General features: G+C 72.0%; 22 protein-coding genes. 7 read left to right on the forward strand and 15 right to left on the reverse strand.

Annotated features, from left to right (window positions below; all coding sequences use genetic code 11):
* Positions 1-72: 72 nt before the first annotated feature.
* The 5 genes from B7C62_04750 (at position 73) to B7C62_04770 (ending at position 4,366) form a co-directional block, all read left to right on the forward strand.
* Positions 73-1,062 (forward strand): hypothetical protein, encoded by a 990-nt coding sequence (locus B7C62_04750; protein ID ARF71639.1) that lies wholly within the window; start codon positions 73-75, stop codon positions 1,060-1,062.
* Positions 1,059-1,508, forward strand: a complete 450-nt coding sequence (locus B7C62_04755) for a hypothetical protein (GenBank protein ID ARF71640.1) — start codon at positions 1,059-1,061, stop codon at positions 1,506-1,508. The genes B7C62_04750 and B7C62_04755 overlap by 4 nt, the downstream gene beginning before the upstream one ends.
* A gap of 126 nt (positions 1,509-1,634) precedes the next feature.
* On the forward strand, positions 1,635-2,219 hold the full coding sequence (locus B7C62_04760) for an RNA polymerase subunit sigma (protein ARF76990.1): 585 nt from the start codon (positions 1,635-1,637) through the stop codon (positions 2,217-2,219).
* Complete coding sequence (locus B7C62_04765) at positions 2,216-2,971, forward strand: anti-sigma factor (GenBank protein ID ARF71641.1); 756 nt, start codon at positions 2,216-2,218, stop codon at positions 2,969-2,971. The genes B7C62_04760 and B7C62_04765 overlap by 4 nt, the downstream gene beginning before the upstream one ends.
* Before the next feature lie 42 nt (positions 2,972-3,013).
* On the forward strand, positions 3,014-4,366 hold the full coding sequence (locus tag B7C62_04770) for a deoxyribodipyrimidine photolyase (protein ARF71642.1): 1,353 nt from the start codon (positions 3,014-3,016) through the stop codon (positions 4,364-4,366).
* Positions 4,367-4,407: 41 nt separating this feature from the next.
* Here B7C62_04770 and B7C62_04775 read toward each other — a convergent pair whose 3' ends face one another.
* The 5 genes from B7C62_04775 to B7C62_04795 are packed head-to-tail and all read right to left on the reverse strand — an operon-like array spanning position 4,408 to position 9,962.
* Complete coding sequence (locus B7C62_04775) at positions 4,408-5,211, reverse strand: hypothetical protein (protein ARF71643.1); 804 nt, start codon at positions 5,209-5,211, stop codon at positions 4,408-4,410.
* Positions 5,208-6,569 carry an SAM-dependent methyltransferase gene (locus B7C62_04780; GenBank protein ID ARF71644.1) on the reverse strand — a complete coding sequence of 454 codons (1,362 nt, stop codon included), beginning with the start codon at positions 6,567-6,569 and terminating at the stop codon, positions 5,208-5,210. The genes B7C62_04775 and B7C62_04780 overlap by 4 nt, the downstream gene beginning before the upstream one ends.
* The gene (locus tag B7C62_04785) at positions 6,566-7,915 is read right to left on the reverse strand and encodes an SAM-dependent methyltransferase (GenBank protein ID ARF76991.1); all 1,350 of its coding nucleotides are present in this window, start codon (positions 7,913-7,915) and stop codon (positions 6,566-6,568) included. The genes B7C62_04780 and B7C62_04785 overlap by 4 nt, the downstream gene beginning before the upstream one ends.
* A gap of 17 nt (positions 7,916-7,932) precedes the next feature.
* A complete protein-coding gene (locus B7C62_04790) occupies positions 7,933-8,667 on the reverse strand; it encodes a hypothetical protein (GenBank protein ARF71645.1) in 735 nt (244 codons plus the stop codon).
* 20 nt (positions 8,668-8,687) lie between these two features.
* Positions 8,688-9,962, reverse strand: a complete 1,275-nt coding sequence (locus B7C62_04795) for an amine oxidase (GenBank protein ID ARF71646.1) — start codon at positions 9,960-9,962, stop codon at positions 8,688-8,690.
* Positions 9,963-10,669: 707 nt separating this feature from the next.
* Between B7C62_04795 and B7C62_04800 the strand changes: the two genes are divergently transcribed.
* Both B7C62_04800 and B7C62_04805 read left to right on the forward strand, forming a co-directional pair.
* On the forward strand, positions 10,670-11,317 hold the full coding sequence (locus B7C62_04800; protein ARF71647.1) for a fasciclin: 648 nt from the start codon (positions 10,670-10,672) through the stop codon (positions 11,315-11,317).
* Positions 11,318-11,541: 224 nt separating this feature from the next.
* Complete coding sequence (locus B7C62_04805; GenBank protein ID ARF71648.1) at positions 11,542-11,991, forward strand: hypothetical protein; 450 nt, start codon at positions 11,542-11,544, stop codon at positions 11,989-11,991.
* 222 nt (positions 11,992-12,213) lie between these two features.
* On the opposite strand, the gene B7C62_04810 is transcribed toward B7C62_04805, so the two are convergent.
* From B7C62_04810 to B7C62_04855, 10 genes are all read right to left on the reverse strand, one after another.
* Positions 12,214-15,051 carry an RNA helicase gene (locus B7C62_04810; protein ARF71649.1) on the reverse strand — a complete coding sequence of 946 codons (2,838 nt, stop codon included), beginning with the start codon at positions 15,049-15,051 and terminating at the stop codon, positions 12,214-12,216.
* Positions 15,052-15,114: 63 nt separating this feature from the next.
* A complete protein-coding gene (locus tag B7C62_04815; protein ID ARF71650.1) occupies positions 15,115-16,005 on the reverse strand; it encodes a sphingosine kinase in 891 nt (296 codons plus the stop codon).
* Positions 16,006-16,023: 18 nt separating this feature from the next.
* Positions 16,024-16,989 carry a twin arginine-targeting protein translocase TatC gene (locus B7C62_04820; GenBank protein ARF71651.1) on the reverse strand — a complete coding sequence of 322 codons (966 nt, stop codon included), beginning with the start codon at positions 16,987-16,989 and terminating at the stop codon, positions 16,024-16,026.
* A 48-nt stretch (positions 16,990-17,037) separates the two neighbouring features.
* Complete coding sequence (locus B7C62_04825; GenBank protein ARF71652.1) at positions 17,038-17,331, reverse strand: Sec-independent protein translocase TatA; 294 nt, start codon at positions 17,329-17,331, stop codon at positions 17,038-17,040.
* A gap of 220 nt (positions 17,332-17,551) precedes the next feature.
* Positions 17,552-17,749, reverse strand: coding sequence for a hypothetical protein (locus B7C62_04830; GenBank protein ID ARF71653.1), 198 nt, complete (start codon positions 17,747-17,749; stop codon positions 17,552-17,554).
* Between the two features lie 41 nt (positions 17,750-17,790).
* Positions 17,791-18,024: a hypothetical protein gene (locus tag B7C62_04835; GenBank protein ID ARF76992.1), complete on the reverse strand. Its 234-nt coding sequence runs from the start codon at positions 18,022-18,024 to the stop codon at positions 17,791-17,793.
* 148 nt (positions 18,025-18,172) lie between these two features.
* Positions 18,173-19,129, reverse strand: a complete 957-nt coding sequence (locus tag B7C62_04840; protein ID ARF71654.1) for a WYL domain-containing protein — start codon at positions 19,127-19,129, stop codon at positions 18,173-18,175.
* Between the two features lie 19 nt (positions 19,130-19,148).
* A complete protein-coding gene (locus B7C62_04845) occupies positions 19,149-20,102 on the reverse strand; it encodes a WYL domain-containing protein (GenBank protein ID ARF71655.1) in 954 nt (317 codons plus the stop codon).
* Positions 20,103-20,329: 227 nt separating this feature from the next.
* Complete coding sequence (locus B7C62_04850) at positions 20,330-20,701, reverse strand: peptidylprolyl isomerase (GenBank protein ARF71656.1); 372 nt, start codon at positions 20,699-20,701, stop codon at positions 20,330-20,332.
* Between the two features lie 138 nt (positions 20,702-20,839).
* The gene (locus B7C62_04855) at positions 20,840-21,820 is read right to left on the reverse strand and encodes a peptidylprolyl isomerase (GenBank protein ID ARF71657.1); all 981 of its coding nucleotides are present in this window, start codon (positions 21,818-21,820) and stop codon (positions 20,840-20,842) included.
* Between the last annotated feature and the right edge of the window lie 75 nt (positions 21,821-21,895).

Here is a 21,895-nt window from a genome sequence, read left to right on the forward strand (position 1 = left end):
ATCACTCTCAGGGGGTCTCCCATGCCGTCATGGCGTTCCTGGCACCGCCCGTTAGTCGTCTTCTCCGCCGTGATGGCCCTCTGGGCCGTCCTGTCCGCCGTGGGTCTCGTGGTCGACGACCGGGTCCTGGTGGGCGCGCCGATCTGGGCGAAGCCGCTCAAGTTCTCCCTCTCCTTCACCGTCTACGGTCTGACCCTGGCGTGGATGCTCGCGCAGTCGACCCGGGGGCGCCGGACCGGCTGGTGGGCGGGGAACGTGGTCGTCCTCACCAGCCTCGTCGAGATGGCGATCATCACCGGGCAGGTCCTCCGCGGGAAGCGGAGCCACTTCAATGCCGAGACACCGTTCGACCAGGCCCTGTTCACGGCGATGGGGATCACGATCATCGTGCTGTGGGCGGCCACCCTGGTGATCGGTCTCCTGCTGCTGCGCACCCGGTTCGCGGACCGGGCAACCGCCTGGGCGATCCGGGGCGGTGTCATGATCGCGCTGGTGGGTGCGGGGATCGGCTTCCTGATGACGCTGCCCAGCGCGGAGCAGCAGGCCGCCGGAGACCTGGACACCGCCGACGTGATCGGCGCCCACTCCGTCGGCGTGCCGGACGGCGGCCCCTCGATGCCGCTGACCGGCTGGTCCACGACCGGCGGCGATCTACGGATTCCGCACTTCGTGGGCATGCACGCGCTCCAGCTGATCCCGCTTTTCCTGATCGCCCTGGTACTGCTCGCGCCCCGGATCGCCCGGCTGGGCGACGCCGGGCTGCGGCTGCGTCTCGTACGGGTGGTGACGGCCGGTTACGCGGGCCTGGTCGCGCTGACCACCTGGCAGGCGCTGCGCGGCCAGCCCCTGATCCGCCCGGACGCGGCGACGATCGTCGCTTCCGGGGTCCTCCTGGTGGCGGTGGCCGCCGGGGTGGGGGCGGCGCTGCGACGGCCGCCCGCGCCCACCCCCGTACGACAGGAATCCGCGCCGCGGGAGTCCGAGCCGGGGGAGTCCGAACCACGGGAATCCATCCCCCAGGAATCCGAACCGCCCTCCCCCAGCAAGGAGTTCACCGTATGACCGGCGCCGGCACCCTCTTCGACGTCACGTTCGTCCTGGCCGCCCCGTTCTGGCTGCTGATGATCTTCGCTCCGGCCTGGTCCGTCACCACCCGGATCATCTCGTCGCCGCTGACCGCGGTGCCGGTCGCCGTGCTGTACGCCGTCCTCGTCGCGCCGGTCTTCCCGGAGGTCTGGGCGGCGGTGACCGGGCCCGAGCTCACCGGCTTCCAGGAGCTGATGACGCTGCCCAACGGTGCCGCGGCCGTCTGGGCCCACATCATCGCGTGGGACCTGCTGGTCGGCCAGTGGATGTTCCTCCAGGGCCGGAAGCTCGGGTTCTCGCCCTGGCTGATGGGGCCGCTGCTGGTCCTCGCGATCCTGCTCTCGCCGCTCGGGCTGCTGGTCTTCCTGGCGCTGCGGGCCGTCCGGCGCAACGCCGCTCGTCCGGTCGCGCCGGGCGGCTGACCGCGCCGCCGCGCCGCCCGGCCGGGCTGGACGGGTTCTGGAAAGATCGCGGGCACTGGACCAATCCGCACGGCCGTCGGCTCCGAATCACTCCTGGAACCGATGACGTCCCGGGAGGAAACCCGCGTGAACGAAGCCGTACAGATCAGCGGGGTGCCCTCGCCAGGACCTGACCTCCAGGAGCTCCTGGTGCGGGTCGCGCGGGGGGACCAGGACGCGTTCGCCCAGGTGTACGACGCGGTCTCCGGGCCCGTGCTCGGCCTCGTACGGAGCATCCTCCGCGACCCCGCCCAGTCGGAGGAGGTCGCCCAGGAGGTCCTGGTCGAGGTGTGGCGTACCGCGCCCCGCTTCCAAGCCACCCGGGGCAGCGCGATGAACTGGGTGCTCACCCTCGCCCACCACCGGGCCGTCGACCGGGTCCGCTCGGCCGAGGCGTCGGCGGCGCGGGAGCACAGGGCGGCGCTCCTGGACCGTACGCCCGCCTTCGACGAGGTCTCCGAACAGGTGGAGACACGGCTGGAGAGAGAACAGGTCCGCCGCTGTCTGCGGACCCTGTCCGAACTCCAGCGGCAGTCCGTGACCCTGGCCTACTACCGGGGCCTGACCTACCGTGAGGTGGCGGAACTCCTCACCGTGCCGCTGGGCACCATCAAGACTCGACTGCGCGACGGCCTCATCCGGCTGCGCGACTGCCTGGGGGTGAGCGCATGAGCACGGCCGAACTGCACACGCTGACCGGGGCCTACGCCCTGCACGCGCTGCCGGAGGACGAGCGCCGGGAGTTCGAACGCCATCTCGCCGACTGCGAAGCCTGCGCCCAGGAGGTACGGGAGCTGTCGGCGACCGCCGCCCGGCTCGGCCTGGCCGTCGCCGAGGCCCCGCCGCGCGAGCTGCGGGAGAGGGTGCTGCGGGAGATCACGACCGTACGCCAGGAGGCTCCGCCGTCGCACGGCAGACCCGGACGCACGGGCGGCGGTGGCCGTACCGGACGCTGGTCCGTCTACGCGCTGGCCGCCTGTATCGCGGCGGCCGCCGCCTTCGGCGGGGTGGCGGTGTGGCAGAACCAGGTGGCGCAGGACGCCCGCCAGGAGGCGGACCGGGCCCAGCGGCAGAACCAGCAGCTGGCGCAGGTGCTCTCCGCACCGGACGCGAGGACCAGCTCCGGCGAGCTGACCGGCGGCGCACGCGGCACGGTCGTCGTCTCGGAGCAGGAGAACCGGGCGGTGTTCCTGGCCTCGGGGATGGCTCCGCCGCCCAGCGGCAAGGTGTACCAGATCTGGTTCAACGACGAGGGCACCATGCGGTCGGCCGGTCTGATGAACCCCTCGGCGAGCGAGGACGCGGTGCTACTGGACGGGCCCGTGGACCGGGCCACGGGGATGGGCATCACGGTCGAACCGGCGGGCGGCTCGGCCGAACCGACCTCCGACCCGGTGGCCCTGATGGACTTCCCGACCGCCTGACCGCTCACCCACTCCCCCCACACTGCAAGGAGCGCCCGTTCCATGAACGTCGCGGTGGTGCTGTTCACCTCCGATCTCCGTCTGCACGACAACCCGGTGCTGCGTTCCGCCCTGCGGGACGCGGACCGGGTCGTCCCCCTCTTCGTCCGGGACGAGGCCGTCCACCGGGCCGGGTTCGACGCCCCCAACCGGCTGGCGTTCCTCGCCGACTGCCTGGCCGACCTGGACGCCGGACTGCGGAAACGGGGCGGCCGGCTCGTCCTCCGTACGGGGGCGGTGGCCAAGGAGGTGCGGCGGCTGGTCGAGGAGACCGGGGCCGGGGCGGTCCACATGGCCGCCGGGGTGAGCGGGTACGCGGCACGGCGTGAGGAGCAGGTGCGTACCGCCCTGGCGGACACCGGCTGCGAGCTGCGCCTCCATGACGCGGTGGTCACCGCGCTCGCACCGGGCCGGGTGGTCCCGTCGGGCAAGGACCACTTCGCGGTGTTCACCCCGTACTTCCGCCGTTGGGAGGCGGCGGGGGTACGGGGCACACTGGGCGCTCCCCGCACGGTCCGGCTGCCGGACGGCGAGCTCGCCTCCGACGGCCTCCCCGCGCGGGACGACGTCAAGAACGTCTCGCCCGGTCTGGCCGACGGGGGCGAGCGGGCGGGCCGGAAGCTGATGACGTCCTGGCTCGACGGGGACATGGGCGCGTACGCGGACGGCCATGACGACCTCGCCGGGGACGCCACCTCCCGGCTCTCCCCGCACCTCCACTTCGGTACGGTCTCCGCCGCCGAACTGGCCGGCCGGGCCCGGGAGAAGGGCGGACCGGGCGGCGAGGCGTTCGTCCGGCAGCTGGCCTGGCGCGACTTCCACCACCAGGTGCTGGCCGCCCGCCACGACGCCTCCTGGTCCGACTACCGGCCGCGTGAGGACCGCTGGCGCTCCGACGAGGACGAGATCACCGCCTGGAAGACCGGGCACACCGGGTATCCCGTGGTGGACGCGGCGATGCGGCAGCTGGCGCACGAGGGGTGGATGCACAACCGGGGCCGGCTGCTCGCCGCGAGCTTCCTCACCAAGACACTGTACGTGGACTGGCGCGTGGGCGCCCGGCACTTCCTGGAGCTGCTGGTCGACGGCGACATCGCGAACAACCAGCTCAACTGGCAGTGGGTGGCGGGCACCGGCACGGACACCCGCCCCAACCGGGTCCTCAACCCCGTGACCCAGGCCAAGCGGTACGACCCGGACGGCGACTACGTACGGCGGTGGGTGCCGGAGCTGGCGGAGCTCGAGGCGTCCGAGATCCACGAGCCGTGGAAGCTGGACGGGCTGGACTATCCGGGACCGGTGGTCGATCTGGGCGAGGCCCGGGCGCGGTTCGAGAAGGCGCGCGGGCTGGACTGAGGGCCTGTACCCGCCCACCCGCACAGGCCCTCCACCGGACCTCAGCCGCGACGCGGCGGCCGGGGGAAGAACCCGCTGGTCCGGGCCTGGTACTCGGCGTATCCGGGGCGGTCGGCCAGATGGCGTTCCAGCAGGGCCGCACCGCTCCCCTTCGTCAGCAGGAAGCTCATCACCAGCGGCGCCACGACGGTCGCGGCGGCGGCGCCGGGCGCCTGGCAGACGAAGAGGAACAGCCCCCACCAGACAAGGAAGTCACCGAAGTAGTTCGGGTGCCGGGTCCAGGACCAGAGCCCCCGGTCCATGATCTTCCCCTTGTTCGCGGGGTCGGCCTTGAACCGGGCGAGCTGGTGGTCCCCGACCGCCTCGAAGGTGAGCCCGACCGCCCACAGGACCGCCCCCGCCCAGGCCCACCACGCCACCGGCCCGGTCAGGTACTGCGCGGCCTGGACCGGCAGCGAGACCAGCCAGACCAGGGCGCCCTGGAGAAGGTAGACCTTGCGCAGGGCGTAGAGCTGCGGGTGGCCGGGGGCCTTGGCGAGCATCTTCTCGTAGCGCGGGTCCTCGCCGTGGCCGCGTCCGCGCCGCCCGATGTGGACGGCGAGCCGCAGCCCCCAGACCACGGTGAGCACGGTCACCACCAGCCGCCGCACATCATCGCCGTCACCGGCCGAGAGGCCGTACGAGACGAGGGCGACGGCGGCGAAGCCGATGCCCCACGCCACGTCGACGATGCGGTGGACGCCCTTCTTCAGGGCGATGGCGAAGGTGACCAGCATGACGGCGAGGGCGGCACCGGCCGCGTACGCGAGCCCGCTCGCGAAGGCGCCCCAGTCGAAGGCGCTCATCGGTCCGCTCCGTACCAGTCACGCCGTGTCGCGGGCATCGCGGCCTTCCCCGACCGGTCAGGCCGTACGCACAGGATCTGGTCGACGCCCATCCGCCGCTCCTCGAACGCGAGGGAGCCGCCGACGAGATAAAGCCGCCAGACCCGCGCGGTCTCCTCCCCCACCAGGTCCGCGAACTCCGCCCACCGCTCCTCCAGCGTCCGCCGCCAGGCGTCCACGGTCAGCACATAGTGCTCGCGCAGGGCCTCGACGTCCCGCACTTCGAGCCCGGCCCCCTCCAGCAGCCCGACGGTCTCCCCGACGGGCCGCATGTGCATGTCGGGGGCGATGTACGACTCGATGAACGCGCCGCCGCCCGGGGCGTTCGCACCCCGCGACATCTGCTGGACCAACACCCGCCCCTGAGGCCGCAGCGAGTCGTGCAGGACGCGGGTGAAGGCAGGGTACTCGGCGTCCCCGACGTGCTCGCCCATCTCGATCGTGGAGACAGCGTCGTACGCGCCCCGGGTCTCCGGCCGCTCCGCAATGTCCCGGTAGTCGATGTTGAGAACCTCGACCAGCTCCTCCAGGCCGTGGTCGGCCACCTGTCCCCGTACGTACGCGGCCTGTTCGGCGGCGAGCGTGACGGCGGTGACCCGGACGCCGTGGTGCCGGGCCGCGTGGAGGGTCAGCGAGCCCCAGCCGCAGCCGATGTCCAGCAGGCGTGCGCCGGGGCGCAGTCCGAGCTTGCGGCAGATCAGCTCCAGCTTGTCGCGCTGCGCGTCGGCGGGGCCGTAACCGGGGGCCTCGCTGGTCCAGTAGCCGCAGGAGTACGCCATGGTCGCGTCGAGGAGCAGCGCGTAGAAGGCGTTGGACAGGTCGTAGTGGTGGCTGATCGCCGCCCGGTCCCGGGCCCGGCTGTGCAGCGCCCCGCGCAGCCCTGCCCGGGCGGCGGGAACGGGCGGTCGGGGCCCCACGGCACCGAGGCGCAGGGCAGTGCCGACGGCGGCGAGCCGGTCGGGGAGCGAGGGCGCGGGCGGGGCGAGCCCGCGCTCGCTCACCGCGCGGCGCACGGCGCGCAGCACATCGCGCAGGTCCGCGCCCCCGTCCTCCGCGAGGTCGATCTCACCGGTGATGTACGCCTCGGCGAGGCCGAGTTCGCCGGGCGCCCAGAGCAGACGGCGCAGGGCGCGCCGGGAACGTACCCGGACCGTGGGCGCGTCCTCGGGCCCGGCCTCGCTGCCGTCCCACATCCGTACGCGGACGGGCAGCGCACCGCCGAGCAGCCGCTCGGCCAGGGGGACCAGCCGCTGGGCGGCTCCGGTGCGGGTGCGCCGGGCGGCCGGTTTGACGGGGGGCCTGGTGGCGGTGGTGGTCACGGGGTCTCCCGGTGGTTCGGTTCGCGGGTCAGGAGCAGCTGCTGCACATCGAGGTAGCCGGAGCGGAAGCCCGCCTCGGAGTAGGCGAGGTAGAAGGTCCACATCCGGCGGAAGACGGCGTCGAAACCGAGGGCGTCGACCTCGGCGGAGCGTTCCGTGAACCGTTCCCGCCAGAGGCGGAGGGTCTCGGCGTAGTGCGCGCCGTAGCCGGTGCGCCGCACGGTCCGCAGCCGGGTGTGCCCGGTGGTGACCCGTTCGATCGCCTCAGTGGAGGGCAGCAGTCCGCCCGGGAAGATGTACTTGTGAATCCAGGTGTACGTGGACCGGCTGGCGCGCAGCCGGTCGTCGGGCATGGTGATGGCCTGGAGGGCGACCCGGCCGCCGGGGGCGAGCAGCCGGTCGAGGGTCCGGAAGTAGACGGGCCAGAACTCCTCTCCCACCGCCTCGATCATCTCGACGCTGACGATGGCGTCGTAGTCGCCGGTGACCTGGCGGTAGTCGCAGAGCCGGATGTCCACCCGGTCCTGGAACCCGGCCTCGCGGACGCGCGTACGGGCCAGTTCGCGCTGTTCGGCGGAGAGCGTGACGCTGACGACCCGGGCGCCCCGGGCCGCCGCGCGGACGGCGAGTTCGCCCCAGCCGGTGCCGATCTCCAGGAGCCGGGTCCCCTCGCCGACCCCGGCGGCGTCCAGCAGCCGGTCGATCTTGCGGTGCTGGGCGGCGGGGAGGAGGGCCTGCGTGGCGGGGAGGCTCCGGAAGACGGCGGAGGAGTAGGAGAGCGTCTCGTCCAGGAAGAGGGCGAAGAGTTCGTTGGAGAGGTCGTAGTGGTGGCTGATGTTGTCCCGGGAGCCCTCGGGGGTGTTGAGCTGGGCGGCGGGCCTGCGCAACGCCCAGAGGGGGCGCAGCCGTTGGAGCGGCGCGGGGACGAGACCGGCGGCGTTGTCGGCGAGGACGGTGAGGACGGCGACGAGGTCGGGGGCGTCCCATTCACCGGCCATATAGGACTCGCCGAAGCCGATGAGTCCGCTCGCCCCGATCCGCGCGAAGAAGGCGTCGGGGTCACGGATGTCCATGAGCGGCCCGCCGAGCCCGATGTCCTCCGCACCGGCGAGCCGGGCGCGCAGGGGGAGGCGGGCGAGGGCGCGGCGGACGATGCGTTCCGCGAGGGCGGTACGGAGGCGGGAGGTGACGCGGGAGGCCCGGGGGCGGGTGACGATGTCGGGCCAGCGGGTGGGGTCGGCGGCGGGGCTCGGCGGTGCGGTGGGGCCGGGGTTCGCCGGCTCGGGGGCGCGGTCCCTCGGCGCGGGGAGGTGGCCCGCGGGCTCGGGGGTCCGGTCTGCCGGCAGCTGGTGGGTGGGCGCGGTCACTGCATGCCTTCCTGTGGGCGGTGGTGGGGACGGGGTTGCACGGGGAGGCCGCGCAGGTAGAGGCGGATGCCGTGCAGCCGGATGGCGAGGGAGACGGCGAGGGTGGAGAAGGGGTGGCGCAGGGCGAGCCGGGCCAGCGCCCGGGGGGTGGCCCGGCGGCGGGTGCCCCGTACGGTCGCGGTGAACGGACGGCCCCCCGCACGCTCCAGATGAACGGTCAGATCGAGCCGCTCCCCGGGCTCGGGCAGCCGCATGCGGTAGCCGCCGTCGACGGGGAAGAACGGCGAGACATAGAACTCCTTGCCGGTCACGGCACGGCCGTCCCGGTCCGGGTGGAGCAGATAGCTGTGCCGTTCCCCGTACGTGTTGTGCACCTCGGCGACGACGCAGAGCGGGGAGCCGTCGGCGCGGCGGCACCAGTAGACGGTGAGCGGGTTGAAGACATGGCCGAGGACCCGGGCCTGGGTGAGCATGGTGACGGTCCCGTCGGCGAGGTCCACGCCCTGGGCGGCCAGGAAGCGGGCGAGCCCGGCCCGGATGGTGGGCGCGGTGCCTCCGAAGTGGTCCCGCGCCTCGAACCGGGCCAGGGGCCGCAGGGCGCGCGGCAGCCGGGGCGGGGCATCGGGGTCGATGAGCCACAGATAGGTCCGGTGCCGCAGGGCGTACCGGCCGGGCCGCGTCCGTACATGCGTGATCGTGCACGGATACAGGGCACTTACGGGACCGCTCACCGCGCCCCTTCCACGGACGCTCACCACGTCACCCCCAGGGCAGCCGCCGCCTCGGCCCCCGACCGGCACCCGTCCTCGTGGAAACCCCAGCCGTGGTACGCCCCCGCGTAGGCGGTGACGGGTCCGGAGAGGGCGGGCAGTCCGGCCTGGGCGGCGACGGACTCCGGGGTGTAGACGGGGTGTTCGTAGACCATCCGGGCCCGTACGGAATCGGCATCGACCCGGTCGGCGCCGTTCAGCGTGACGACGAAGGTCTCGGGCGCGTCGAGCCGCTGGAGCCGGTTCATGTCGTAGCTGACGGTGACGTGGTCGGCGTCGGCGGCACAGGAGGGCATCAGGTAGTTCCAGGAGGCCCTGGCGCCCCGGCTGCGGGGCAGCAGCGTGGTGTCGGTGTGCAGGAGGGTGGGGTTGCGGGAGTACGTGAAGGCGCCGAGCGTGGCGCGTTCGGCGTCGGTCGGGTCGGCCAGCAGCCGGAGCGCCTGATCGGGGTGGGTGGCGATGACGACGGCGTCGTACGGGGTGGTGGTGCCGTCCTCGGTGGTGAGCTCGACGCCGTCCGCGTGGCGGGTGACGGCCCGGACGGGGGTCGCGGTGTGGACGGCGGTGAGCTGTTTGACGACGCGCTCGACGTACGCGCGCGAGCCGCCGGTGACGGTCCGCCAGACCGGGGAGCCGCCGATGGTGAGCATGCCGTGGTGGGCCAGGAACGCGAAGAGGTAGCGGGCGGGGTAGCGCAGGGCGGTGACCGGGTCGCAGGACCAGACGGCGGAGACCATGGGGGTGAGGAAGTGGGCGTGGAAGTACGGGGAGAAGCGGCCGCGCCGGGCGAACTCCCCCAGCGTCATGTCGGTGGCCGGGCTCTCCGGCAGTTCCAGGAGCGCCCGTGCGGCGCGGTGGAAGCGCGGCACTTCGGCGAGCATCCGCAGATACGGCCCCCGGAGCGCTGACCGGGGCTGGGCGAGGAGCCCGGCGATCCCCCGGGCACCGGCGTACTCCAGGCCGCACCCTTCGCACCGTACGGACATCGACATCTCCGACTCCTGGGTGGCGACGCCCAGTTCGTCGAAGAGACGCAACAGGTGGGGGTAGGTCCGCCGGTTGTGCACGATGAAGCCCGAGTCGACGCGGTGCACCCGCCCGTCGGACGCGGCCAGTTCATGCGTATGGGCGTGGCCGCCGACGCGGTCGTCGGCCTCGTACAGCGTGACGTCGTGCGCTGCGCGCAGAACGTGGGCGGCGGTCAGTCCCGCCACTCCGCTCCCCACCACGGCTGTCCGCCGCCGCTCCCCTGCCATGTGCCGGCTCCCTCCGGTTCTCCTGCGCTGTTCGGAGCAGTGCTGGGACCGCTCCTCGCACTGCATTCGTCGCAGGTGGCCGGAAGGATTGGTCGATGATCGGAACTAACTCGATCGAGTGAAGGACCCCGTCCGACCAATCCGCCGGACGCCCCGCGCCGAATCCCTTGTGTGAGAGCAGATCGGAACACCTCGCGGACGGACGGGGCCCTCGGGCCCCGGCGGTCCCGCCCGGCGCGTGCCGTGATCGCCGCGCCCGGCGACCGGGCTGCCGGGCCCGGTGCCCGGTGCGCCGCCTCCTCGTCCACCGCGCCCCACGTGCACCGGCCGGCGCCGGTCACCGCGGTGGGCGGGGCGGGGCGGCGGTCCGCCGCGCCGGTGGTTCCGGTCTGCGATGCGGTCGGCGGCGGCAGCGCCACCCGGACGGCCGGGGAGCCGTCCGTGCGGTGCGCCGCCACCGGTCGGGGATCGCCGGACCGGCCGCAGGAGCGAGGCGGCTCCTGGTCGGACGGCCGGCTCCGGCACCGGGTCCGTCTCCCGCGTACCGCGTCCGTCTCCCGCGGCTGGGAGACGGACGCGGTACGGGGAACGCCGGAGCCCACCACGCCGTACCGGAGCCTCCTGCTCCGCCCCGCTCCCTCTCCCCGAAACACCGCTCGTCTCCTCTTCCCCCCGTTCACCTTCGATCTCGATCCAGGAGAAACACCATGAAGACCCTCCGCTTCCGCCGCACCGCCGTCGCCGTGGCCACCGCCGCCGTGCTTCCGCTGGCCCTGACCGCCTGCTCCTCCGACGACTCCTCCAAGGACGCGGCAGCAGGCTCGACGCCCAGCGCCGCCGCCTCGACGAGCGCCTCGGCCGACGACTCCATGACCATGGACGAGCCGTTCGGTCCGGCATGTTCGTCGGTGCCGAAGGAAGGCGCGGGCTCGTTCGACGGCATGGCGAAGGACCCGGTCGCGACGGCCGCCTCGAACAATGAGGAGCTGTCGACGCTGGTGGCCGCCGTCCAGCAGGCCGGTCTGGTCGACACGCTGAACAACGCCGAGAACATCACCGTGTTCGCACCGACCAACGACGCGTTCGCGAAGATCCCGAAGGCCGACCTGGACGCGCTGCTGGCGGACAAGGCCGAGCTGACCAAGGTGCTCACCTACCACGTGGTGGGCGAGAAGCTGACGCCGCAGCAGCTGGAGAAGGGCTCCTTCGACACTCTGGAGAAGAGCAAGCTGACGACGGCCGGTTCGGGCACGGAGTACACCGTGAACGACTCCTCGAAGGTCGTCTGCGGCAACGTCCCGACCGCCAACGCCACGGTCTACATCGTGGACTCGGTCCTGATGCCCCCGAAGTAACCGCCAGGGCGTGATGGGGCGGTGTGCCGCGACACCTCGCGGCACACCGCCCTTCGCCGTTCCGGACCGCTGGACCATGCCCTGCCCATGCCCGTGCCCATGCCTGGACAACGAGGCGCCCAAAACTACACATAAGGCTTAAATAAGAGCAGAATAGACATATGGGTGCCTGGCGCACACTCCGTACGGCGTCGGGGCCCGCCGGACCGAAGGAGACGAATCTCATGAGCAACGTCTCGGACGCCAGGAGCACCGTCAGAGGCGACCTCTCAGGTCACCCTGACGCCTCCGAAATGCGCGCGCGGTACGACAAGGTGATGGGCGGCCGCGATGTGGCCCTGGTGGACGCGCCGGTGTTCCTCGTCGGCCTCTACTGCGCCGTCTCCCCGTGGGTGCTCCACTTCACGGCCAGCCAGCCCGCCCTGGTGACGCACAACCTCGTGATGGGTATCGCCATCGCGGTACTGGCACTGGGCTTCACCGCGATGCCCGAGCGCATGTACGGCCTGAGCTGGGCGATGTGCGCGATCGGTGCGTGGATCATCGTGTCGACCTGGGTGGTCGGGAGCAGCCCGGACGCCGGAGTGGTGATCAACAACATCATCGTCGGCGGACTGACGGTGCTGTTGGGCATGGTCTGCGCCGGAGCGGCCATGAGAAGCCGCAGCACCTGATTTCCACCTACCCCGACCCCGCTTTTCAGCCCGCCGGAGCCTGCTTTCCAGCCCCTCCGGCGTTTGAGGAGCGGGGTCCGGGGCGGAGCCCCGGTTTCGGGAAGGGGCGGGGCGGGGAGAAGGCCCGCCGCAGGCGCCGCCCACCCGCCCCCAGCCGGACACCTCCAGCCCGGCACGCTCACCCGCACCCAGCCGGACTCCCCACCGCGCCCCACCCCCGCGTCAGCCGACAGAGCTGTACGCCACAACCCCCCGCAACACCGCATCAACCGCCTTCCGAGCATTACGCGCCACAGAACTCCCCCCACTCCCCTCCCGAGGAGCCGCCGCGGCCACCTGCCCCAGCACGTCGATCACCTGCTTGCACCACCGGACGAAGTCCCCCGCCGGCATCTCCGCCTCGCGCAGCACCTCGTCCAGCGAGCGCCCGGAGGCCCACATGTAGACCGCCCAGGCGAAGCCGAGATCGGGCTCGCGCTGCCCGACCCCCTCCGTCTGGTTGATCTTGAAGTCCTCCTCCAGGGCATCCAGCCGCCCCCAGATCCGCACCATCTCGCCCATGGCGAGCTTCGCCGGACCGGACGGCAGCTTGGGCGCGACCGCGTCGTCGGCCTGCCGCGCCTCGTACACCAGCGCCGAGACGCACGCGGCCAGCTCGGCCGGGTTGAGCCCCTCCCACACGCCCTCCCGCAGACACTCGCTGGCGAGCAGGTCCAGCTCACCGTAGAGCCGGGCGAGCCGTCGGCCGTTCTCCGTGACCTCGTTGCCCCGGAGGTAGTCCAGCTCGGTCAGGAGCGCGACGATCCGGTCGAAGGTCCGGGCGATCGTGTTGGTGCGGCCCTTGATCCGGCTCTCCAGCTGCCGGGTGTCCCGCTGGAGCCGGTGGTAGCGCTCGGCCCACCGCGCGTGGTCCTCACGCTCGTCGCACCCGTGGCAGGGGTGGGCGCGCAGCTCGGCCCGCAGCCGGGCGATCTCGCGGTCGTCGGCAGCCGGTGCCCGCCCCTTGCGGTGCCGGTCGGGCACGATGTGCCCGGCCTTCGTCCGCAGCGCGGAGGCCAGATCGCGCCGGGACTGCGGGGAGCGCGGGTTGAACGACTTCGGGACCCGCATCCGGTCCAGCGCCTCCACCGGCACCGGGAAGTCCATCGAGGCCAGCCGCTTGACCTGCCGCTCGGCGGTCAGCACCAGCGGGCGCGGGCCGTCGTGGTGGTCGAACCCACGGTGTCCGTTGGCCCGCCCGGCAGGCAGACCGGGGTCGAGCACCAGGGCCAGCCCGGCGAACTTCCCCGTCGGCACATGGATGACATCGCCCGGCTTCAGCTTCTCCAGCGAGGTGGCCGCCGCCGCGCGCCGCTGTGCCGCGCCCTGTTTGGCGAGCTCCGTCTCCCGGTCCTTGAGGTCGCGCCGGAGGCGCGCGTACTCCTCGAAGTCACCGAGGTGGCAGGTCATGCCCTCCTTGTAGCCCTCCAGCCCCTCCTCGTTGCGCTGCACCTGCCGCGAGATCCCGACCACCGACTTGTCGGCCTGGAACTGGGCGAACGAGGTCTCCAGCAGCTCCCGCGACCGGTGCCGCCCGAACTGCTGCACCAGGTTGACGGCCATGTTGTAGGAGGGGCGGAAGCTGGAGCGCAGCGGATACGTACGCGTCCCCGCGAGCCCGGCCAGGGCCGTCGGGTCCATGCCGCGCTGCCAGAGGACGACCGCGTGGCCCTCGACGTCGATGCCGCGCCGCCCGGCCCGGCCGGTGAGCTGGGTGTACTCGCCGGGGGTGATGTCGGCGTGCTGCTCGCCGTTCCACTTGACGAGCTTCTCCAGGACCACCGAGCGCGCGGGCATGTTGATGCCGAGCGCGAGGGTCTCGGTGGCGAAGACCGCCTTCACCAGGCCCCGTACGAACAGCTCCTCGACGACCTCCTTGAACGTCGGCAGCATGCCCGCGTGGTGCGCGGCGATGCCCCGCTCCAGTCCTTCGAGCCACTCGTAGTACCCCAGGACGTGCAGGTCCTCGCCGGGGATGGAGGCGGTCCGCTCCTCGACGATCTCGCGCACCAGCCGACGCTTGTCCTCGTCGTTGAGCCGGAGTCCGGCGTACAGACACTGCTGTACGGCGGCCTCGCAGCCGGCCCGGCTGAAGATGAACGTGATCGCGGGGAGCAGCCCCTCGTTGTCCAGCCGCTCGATGACCTCGGGCCTGCCGGGCGTCCAGATCCGGCTGCGCTGGCGCCGCTCGCGCTCGCGGTCGGCCTCGCGGACCATCTTGCCCCGGCGGCGGTCGCGGGGGTTGTACCCCTGCTGGTTCTCCGTCCGGGCGAGCCGGACCAGGTCGGGGTTGACCTCGCGGCGTCCGGCGCCCCGGCCGCCGTGGTCGGTGGCCTCCTCGAAGAGGTCGTACATCTTGCGTCCGGCCATGACGTGCTGCCAGAGCGGCACCGGCCGGTGCTCGGAGACGATCACCTCGGTGTCGCCGCGCACGGTGTCCAGCCAGTCGCCGAACTCCTCCGCGTTGGAGACGGTCGCCGAGAGGGACACCAGGGTGACCGACTCCGGGAGGTGGATGATCACTTCCTCCCACACCGCGCCCCGGAAGCGGTCGGAGAGGTAGTGGACCTCGTCCATGACGACATAGCCGAGGCCGGAGAGCGACTGCGAGCCCGCGTACAGCATGTTCCGCAGGACCTCGGTGGTCATGACGACCACGGGTGCCTCGGAGTTGACGCTGTTGTCACCGGTCAGCAGGCCGACCTTGTCGGTGCCGTACCGCTTGACGAGGTCGGCGAACTTCTGGTTGGAGAGCGCCTTGATCGGCGTGGTGTAGAAGCATTTGCGGCCCTGCTCCAGGGCCAGGTGCACCGCGAACTCGCCGACGATCGTCTTGCCCGACCCCGTCGGGGCCGCGACCAGCACCCCCTTGCCCGCTTCCAGGGCCTGGCATGCCTCGATCTGGAACGGGTCCAGTCCGAATTCGTACATCTCCCGGAAGGGCCCGAGGGCCGTCGCCATCTCGGCCGCGCGGGCGCGGGATGCCTGGTATCGCTCAGCTGGTGAGAGGTCCTCTGTCATCTTGGCTACGAGCCTACCCGCCACCTCTGACACTCAGCCCGATCTTTAAATCCCCTTGATCCGTCACCCCGCCAGCACCCGCACCGCCCCCGGCACACAGGTCGCGGTGAGCGGCAGCGCGCCCAGTGGTTCGCCGTCCGCGTACGCCGTGACACCGGCCGCCGCCAGCTCGATCGAGGCGACCCGGTGCGTGGTGACGGCGGGGTGGCTCAGATGCGTGCCCTTGTAGACCCTCGGGAACACCTTGAGGAGGGTGGTCCGGGAGCACTCCCCCACCACGGTCACGTCGAAGAGGCCGTCGTCCATCTCCGCGTCGGCGCAGATCCGCATGCCCCCGCCGTACGTGGTGCCGTTGCCCACCGCGATGAGGGTCGCCTCGATCTCCCTGGCCTCTCCCCCGTCGAGCCGGATGCGGTACGGGACCGGGGCGAAGGCGGCCAGTTCGGCGAGGATCGCCAGGTCGTACTTGAACCGGCCGCCGACGAGGCGCATCCGGTTGCCCCGGTCGTTGACCCGCGAGTCGAACCCGGAGGCGAGCACCGTCCCGAACCACCGCTCCCCGACCCGCCCGAGGTCGATGTCCCGGTGGCGCCCCTCCTTCAGCGCCCGCCCGGCCAGCGCTCCGGCGGCGGCCGGGTCGCGGATCGGCAGGCCCAGCGCGCGGGCGAAGTCGTTGCCGGTGCCGACGGCGACGACGCCCAGCGGCGTGCCCGTCCCCGCGACGGCCTGGAGGGCGAGGGACGCCAGCCCGTCCCCGCCCACGGCTATCAGCGCCCCGGTCCCCGCCGCCACGGCCTCCCGGGCCCGGCGCAGCGCGTCCCCGGCGTCCTCCCCGAGGACCGTACGGACGGAGAATCCGGCGTCCCGCAACGCGGAAGCGGCCGGCTGCGCGGCGTGCGCGCCCCGGCCGCGTCCCGCGGTGGGATTGACGAAGAGGGTGATCTCGCTGGTCACCCGCCGGACCTTACAAGTTCAGGTGATGTCGTCGTAACCGTTGAGGCGGTGCGAACGGGAGCCGTCGCTCTCGCCGGACGCCTGACCCGGCAGGGCCCTGCGCGGGTCGGTCACCGGCTCGACCCCGCCGACCGGTTCGGGGGTCAGGTCGAGGTGCGATGCCTCGTCGTCGCTCAGCTCGGCGTCGGGGTTCCTGCGGTTGCGGCGCTTGTCGTTGAGCAGGGAGAAGCCGACGGCGATGAAGTAGAGGAGCGCGAGCGGTCCGGCCAGCAGCAGCATGGAGAGGGGCTCGCCGCCGGGGGTGGCGATGGCGGCGAAGGCGGTGAGGCCGACGATCATGCCGCGCCACCACTTGAGCATGCGGGAGCCGGAGAGGACCCCGGTCATATTGAGGGCGACGAGCAGCAGCGGCAGCTCGAAGGCGAGACCGAAGACGATCACCATGCGGGTGATCAGATCGAGGAAGTCGTCGAGCGGCAGCAGGTTGGTCACATGCTGCGGGGTGAAGCCGAGCATGATCTCGGCCGTCTGCGGCAGGATCGCGTACGCGAGGTAGGCCCCGGCGGTGAACAGCGGGACGCCCGCGGCAACGAAGGCCAGGGAGTACCGCTTCTCCTTCCGGTGGAGCCCGGGGGCGACGAAGGCCCAGAGCTGGTAGAGCCAGACGGGCGTGGCGAGCAGGACGCCCGCCATGAGGGACACCTTCAGCGCGATGGTGAAGGGCGAGAGCAGACCGTTGGTGGTCATCTCCGCGCAGGGGCGGCCGTTGACCATCGTGTCCATGCCGTTCTTGCAGCCGACCGAGTCGAGGATCGGCTTCATCAGGAACTCGAAGATCTCCCGGTAGAAGAAGGCGGACGCGACAATGGCGATCACGACCGCCAGCACGGACTTCAGCAGACGGTTACGCAGCTCACGCAGGTGATCGAGGAGGGGCATCCGCCCCTCTGCGTCCTTCTCCTGCTTGCGGGCAGACTTGAGCAACCCACTTCCCTCGTCTCGTGCGGCGGCTGTCGGCGGAGCGTGCGGCGGTCAGCTCTGGGTGGGCTTGGGCTCGTTGACCGGGCGGGAGCTGGTGACGTCTCCCGGGGCGGCCTGGATGGTGCGGGCGGTGGTGGACTGCGGAGGGGCCGGGTCCGCGACGGTCTCCGTCGTGGGCGTGGCGGTCGCCGCGTCGTCCTTCTTCATCGCCTTGGCCTCGCTCTTGAGGATGCGGGCCGACTTGCCGAGCGAGCGCGCCATGTCGGGAAGCTTCTTGGCACCGAAGAGCAGCAGGATGACAGCGATGATCAGAACGATCTCGAGGGGCTTCAGATTGCCGATCATGTGCGACTTCCTTCTCACTGAGGCGGCTGGTGGGTGGGCTCGCTACCCGTTCGACCGGGCAGGTGTCCGATCGTTGCGCTTGCCAGCGATCGTAACCCCCGGGAGTAAACGTGAGGCAATGCCCGTGCGTACTCCCGATTGCGGCCCCCGCCCTTCCTTCCCGGGCCGACCCTTGAAGCGTACCCCTCCGTCACTCCGGGGCAGCAGGCCCCGGGGTGCGTCACCGCAGGCTGTCGCCGGTGGCCGCGAGGCGGGTCGCCGCCCGTTCGAGGTCCTCGGAGGCCCGGTTGATCCGCTCGGTGGTGGTGGCGACCTGGCGGCCGAGGCGCTGGGCCTCGACGAAGACCTTGATGCCGAGTACGCCGAGGACGGCGACCCCCAGGAAACCCAGGGCGATGGCGAGCATGGGCCAGAACATGCGGCGGTGCCTCTTCCTACGGGGCTGCGGAGCTACGGGTGCTACGGGGCGGCGTGCAGGCGCAGGGTCCGTACGCCGCCGCCGGTGAGCAGTTCAACGATGCGCTCCCCGGCGGGCTTGCGGACCGGGGCGGAGCACTCCGGGCAGGTGAAGGTGTAGAAGGTGGTGCGGCTGGTGGCGCCGATGGCCAGGCGCAGGGCTCCCGCCGCGAGCTCGAAGCGCCCGCGGCAGTCGGGGCAGGCCGCCCGGAACCGTACGGCGCCGGGTACGGGCACCGGGACGGGTCCGGTGCGGACGGCGGCCGTTCCGGAGCCCGCGGCCGACGGCCCGGTGCCGGTGGGCGGTCCGGTGCGGACGGCCGGGCCGGTGGGGGCGACGGGCGTCAGGTGCGTCGGGTGCATCTCGTCTCCGCTCCCGGCCCGCTCAGAGCGTCTCGTCGTACGCGGCGAGCGCCTCGCGGGCGGCCGTGCGGGCGCTCTCGGCCAGCTCGGGCGGGGTGACGATGCGGCCCTCGCCGCCGAGGCGCAGGGCGAGGCGGCGCAGCGAGGCCGGGTCGGGGGTGCGCAGGGTGATGCGCAGTCCGCCGTCGGACAGCTCCTCGGCGCTGTCGTGCGGGTAGTACTCGGCGACCCACCGGCCGCCGGTGGTGACCTCGATGACGACCTCGGGGTCCTCGGCGGCGGGGTGGACGAGCCCTTCGGAGAGGTCGCGCAGCTCCAGTTCCGGCGGGGCGGCGGGGGCGTCCAGGAGGCGGATCTCGGCGACCCGGTCGAGCCGGAAGGTCCGGCGGGCCTCGGAGAGCCTGCACCAGCCCTCCATGTAGGTGTGGCCGACGGCGAAGAGCCGGATCGGGTCGACCTCGCGCTCGGTGAGTTCGTCGCGGGCGGGCGAGTAGTAGCGCAGCCAGAGGCGGCGGCGCTCGGAGATGGCCCGGTCGACGTCGGCGAAGACGCCGCCCTCGGACTCGAAGGTCACCGAGAGCCGGGAGCTGGCCGCGCCGGTCTCCCCGGCCGCCGTCTCCAGCTTGGCGGTGGCCCGGAGCAGGGCGTCCCGGTCGCTCTCGCGCAGTCCGGGCAGGGTCGCGACGGCGCGGGCGGCGACGAGCAGGGCGGTGGCCTCGTCGGCGGCGAGCCGCAGCGGCTCGGCCACGTCGTCCGGGTTGTGCCACCAGATCCGGTCGCCGTCGGTGTCGATGTCGAGGAGGTCGCCGCCCCGGAAGCTGGTCCCGCACATGGGCAGCACATCGAGGTCGGAGATCAGCTCGTCCTCGGTGATGCCGAAGGCCCGTGCCACGTCCTGGACGTGGGCGCCGGGGCGCTCGCGCAGGTACGTCACCAGGGAGAGCATCCGGCGGGTCTGGTCGATCGCGTTCGTGGCCATCGCTGCGGTCCCTATGTCCTTAGTCCTTGGCCACGGCGCGCAGCCGGTCCACCACATCGGCCCGCAGATCGGCGGGGTCCTCCACGACGACGTCGGGCCCGAACTCGACGAGCCAGGCGTCGAGACCGTGCCCGTACGGGATCTCCAGCTCGTCCCAGCCGTCGCCGCGCTCCTTGACGGATATGGCCCGCGAGCGCAGCGGGTATCCGGCCCCGGCGCGGAGCCTGATCCGGGCGGTGCGGGTGGCGGTCTCACCGGCCCAGCTCTCCACGGTCTCGCGGACGGTGACGACGTCGGGCACCTCGGCGGTGAAGGCCCCGGCGCGGGAGCGGACCTTGCCGGTGATGCGGGAGAGCCGGAAGACGCGTTCGGCGCCGCGGCCCCGGTCCCAGCCCGCGAGGTACCAGTGGCCGCGCCAGCATTCGAGGGTCCAGGGTTCGACCTGGCGCTGCACGGGGGCGGCGGAGTTGGCCTTGCGGTAGTCGAAGGTGACCGGGCGACGGTCGCGGCAGGCGAGCATCAGGGGCTCGAAGGCCGCCTCGTGGACGGGGATACGGGGTTCGAGGGCGCTGTGCACCTCGTAGGCGTCCTCGGCCTCGGGCATACCGGCCGCGCGGAGCTTCTGGAGGGCGCCGCTGGCGGCCCCGGCGAGGCGGGCCTGCTGCCAGACCTTGGCGGCGAGGCCGAGGGCGGCGGCCTCCTCGGCGTCCAGGGTGATGGGGGGCAGCCGGTTGCTGTCGCGGCGGGCCAGATAGCCGGTGTCGCCGTCGAGGTTCTCGACGGTCTCGATGACGAGGCCGAGTTCGCGGAGGTCGTCCTTGTCGCGCTCGAACATCCGGTTGAAGGAGTCGTCGGAGCCCGCTTCGAGATACGCCTCGATGGAGCCGCGGAGCTCACGCTTGCTGAGCGGGCGCCGGGTGCCCAGCAGACACAGCGCGAGGTTCATCAGCCGCTCGGCCTTGGCAATCGCCATCGACGCCCTTTCTCCATGTGCTCTACGACCGTCGACCGTACCGCCCCGGGGTGTCCGGACCAAAGCGGGCCCGGGGACCGGACAGCGGTGAGGGCCCCCGCCGAGTGGCGGGGGCCCTCACTACTGACCGGAACGGGAACGTACGCGACCGGAACGGACCGGACCGTATGGCTCACACGACCGGAACGGAACAGACCACGTGGCTCACGTGACCGGAACGGAACGGATCAGACCGAGACCAGGTCGCAGACGAAGATCAGCGTCTCGCCCGGGGCGATGGCGCTGCCGGCGCCGCGGTCGCCGTACGCGAGGTGCGCGGGGATGGTCAGCTGGCGGCGGCCGCCGACCTTCATGCCCTGCACGCCCTGGTCCCAGCCGGGGATGACCTGACCGACACCCAGCTGGAAGGCCAGCGGCGTACCGCGGTTCCAGGAGGCGTCGAACTCCTCGCCGGTGGAGAAGGCCACGCCCACGTAGTGGACCTGGACCCGGTCGCCGGCCTTGGCGACGGCGCCGTCGCCCTCCCAGATGTCCTTGATCTCCAGGTCGGCCGGCGGCTCGCCGCCCGGGAAGTCGATCTCGGGCTTCTCGATGCTCACTGAATTGCTCCTACGTAAAGAATCTTGCGGACAACCGAGCAAGTCTCGCACGGCCGGGTCACCGGTCGGACGGTGTCGGCCCGGACCATGCCGGACAGTACGGCCGTACGGAGTCGTGCCGGGTCGGGCCGAGTCGGGTCAGATCGTGTCGAGGATGTCCACGACGAAGACCAGGTTGTTCTTGGCCAGCTCGCTCGTCGGGCTGGCGCCGTAGGCCAGGTTCGGCGGGATGGTCAGCAGCACGCGGTCGCCGACGTTCTTGCCGACCAGGGCCTTGTCCCAGCCCTCGATGACGGCGTTGACGCCGATCGGGAAGACGGTCGCGCCGTTGTTGTCCCAGGAGGAGTCGAACTTCTTGCCGTCCTCCCACTTCACGCCCGTGTACTGGACGACGAGGCCCTCACCGGCCTTGACCTCGGCGCCGCCGCCCTTGATCAGCACCTGCTGCTGGAGGTCCTTCGGGGCCTTCTCGCCCTTCGGGATGGTGATCGTCGCGGCCTTCTGCGACGGGGCCTTCACCTCGGGCATACCGGCCTCGGAGGCCGCCTGGTCACCCTTGGCCTCGGCCTTCTTGTCGATCTTCTTGGCGTTCACGATGTCGATGACCCAGATCAGCGGGTCGGTGGGCTTGATCCCGAGGTCCGGGTTGAGCTGGTCCCCGACGATCCCCTGGGCGGTGCCCTCGATCTGGACGCGGCTGCCGACCTTCTGCCCGGCCAGGGCGTCGGTGATCTTGCTCGGCAGCATCGCCCCCGCCTGGCCGATCTCCTGCACGATCTGGGTCCGCGGAGCCTTGGCGTCGGTCCCCGGGCGCTGGGCCCAGGTGGAGCCGAGCGCCTCGATGTTCCCGGCGTAGTCCAGACGTACGGTGTCGCCCTTCTTGACCTCGGCGCCCTTGCCCGCCAGGACCTCGCTCACCACGACGTCGTCGGACGCCTTGGCGTCGTCGGGCACGTCGATCTTGGGCTCGGCGCCGAACTTCCCGGACACCTTCGCGACGGCCCCCGACTTCTGCGCATCGGTGTCCTTGGAGTCGGACCCACCGCAGGCGGCGGTGAAGAGCAGAGCGGGTACGACCAGTGCCGCGGCGGCGCGCCGGGCAGTCTTTGTGGGGTTCATCAGTCCAACTCGCGAGTAGGGGGTCCGGACAGTTCCTCCACTCTACGACTTCGCCCCAGTGGCACCGGTGGTACC

The organism is Kitasatospora albolonga, from assembly GCA_002082585.1.
Taxonomy (GTDB): domain Bacteria; phylum Actinomycetota; class Actinomycetes; order Streptomycetales; family Streptomycetaceae; genus Streptomyces; species Streptomyces stephensoniae.

Excerpts from the sequence above, each read along its gene's own strand:
- B7C62_04800 (ARF71647.1), top strand. The coding sequence starts at position 10,670 with ATGAAGACCCTCCGCTTCCGCCGCACCGCCGTCGCCGTGGCCACCGCC.
- B7C62_04845 (ARF71655.1), bottom strand. The coding sequence starts at position 20,102 with ATGGCGATTGCCAAGGCCGAGCGGCTGATGAACCTCGCGCTGTGTCTG.
- B7C62_04755 (ARF71640.1), top strand. The coding sequence starts at position 1,059 with ATGACCGGCGCCGGCACCCTCTTCGACGTCACGTTCGTCCTGGCCGCC.
- B7C62_04765 (ARF71641.1), top strand. The coding sequence starts at position 2,216 with ATGAGCACGGCCGAACTGCACACGCTGACCGGGGCCTACGCCCTGCAC.
- B7C62_04830 (ARF71653.1), bottom strand. The coding sequence starts at position 17,749 with ATGTTCTGGCCCATGCTCGCCATCGCCCTGGGTTTCCTGGGGGTCGCC.
- B7C62_04840 (ARF71654.1), bottom strand. The coding sequence starts at position 19,129 with ATGGCCACGAACGCGATCGACCAGACCCGCCGGATGCTCTCCCTGGTG.
- B7C62_04805 (ARF71648.1), top strand. The coding sequence starts at position 11,542 with ATGAGCAACGTCTCGGACGCCAGGAGCACCGTCAGAGGCGACCTCTCA.
- B7C62_04750 (ARF71639.1), top strand. The coding sequence starts at position 73 with ATGGCCCTCTGGGCCGTCCTGTCCGCCGTGGGTCTCGTGGTCGACGAC.
- B7C62_04775 (ARF71643.1), bottom strand. The coding sequence starts at position 5,211 with ATGAGCGCCTTCGACTGGGGCGCCTTCGCGAGCGGGCTCGCGTACGCG.
- B7C62_04825 (ARF71652.1), bottom strand. The coding sequence starts at position 17,331 with ATGATCGGCAATCTGAAGCCCCTCGAGATCGTTCTGATCATCGCTGTC.
- B7C62_04795 (ARF71646.1), bottom strand. The coding sequence starts at position 9,962 with ATGGCAGGGGAGCGGCGGCGGACAGCCGTGGTGGGGAGCGGAGTGGCG.
- B7C62_04855 (ARF71657.1), bottom strand. The coding sequence starts at position 21,820 with ATGAACCCCACAAAGACTGCCCGGCGCGCCGCCGCGGCACTGGTCGTA.
- B7C62_04770 (ARF71642.1), top strand. The coding sequence starts at position 3,014 with ATGAACGTCGCGGTGGTGCTGTTCACCTCCGATCTCCGTCTGCACGAC.
- B7C62_04810 (ARF71649.1), bottom strand. The coding sequence starts at position 15,051 with ATGACAGAGGACCTCTCACCAGCTGAGCGATACCAGGCATCCCGCGCC.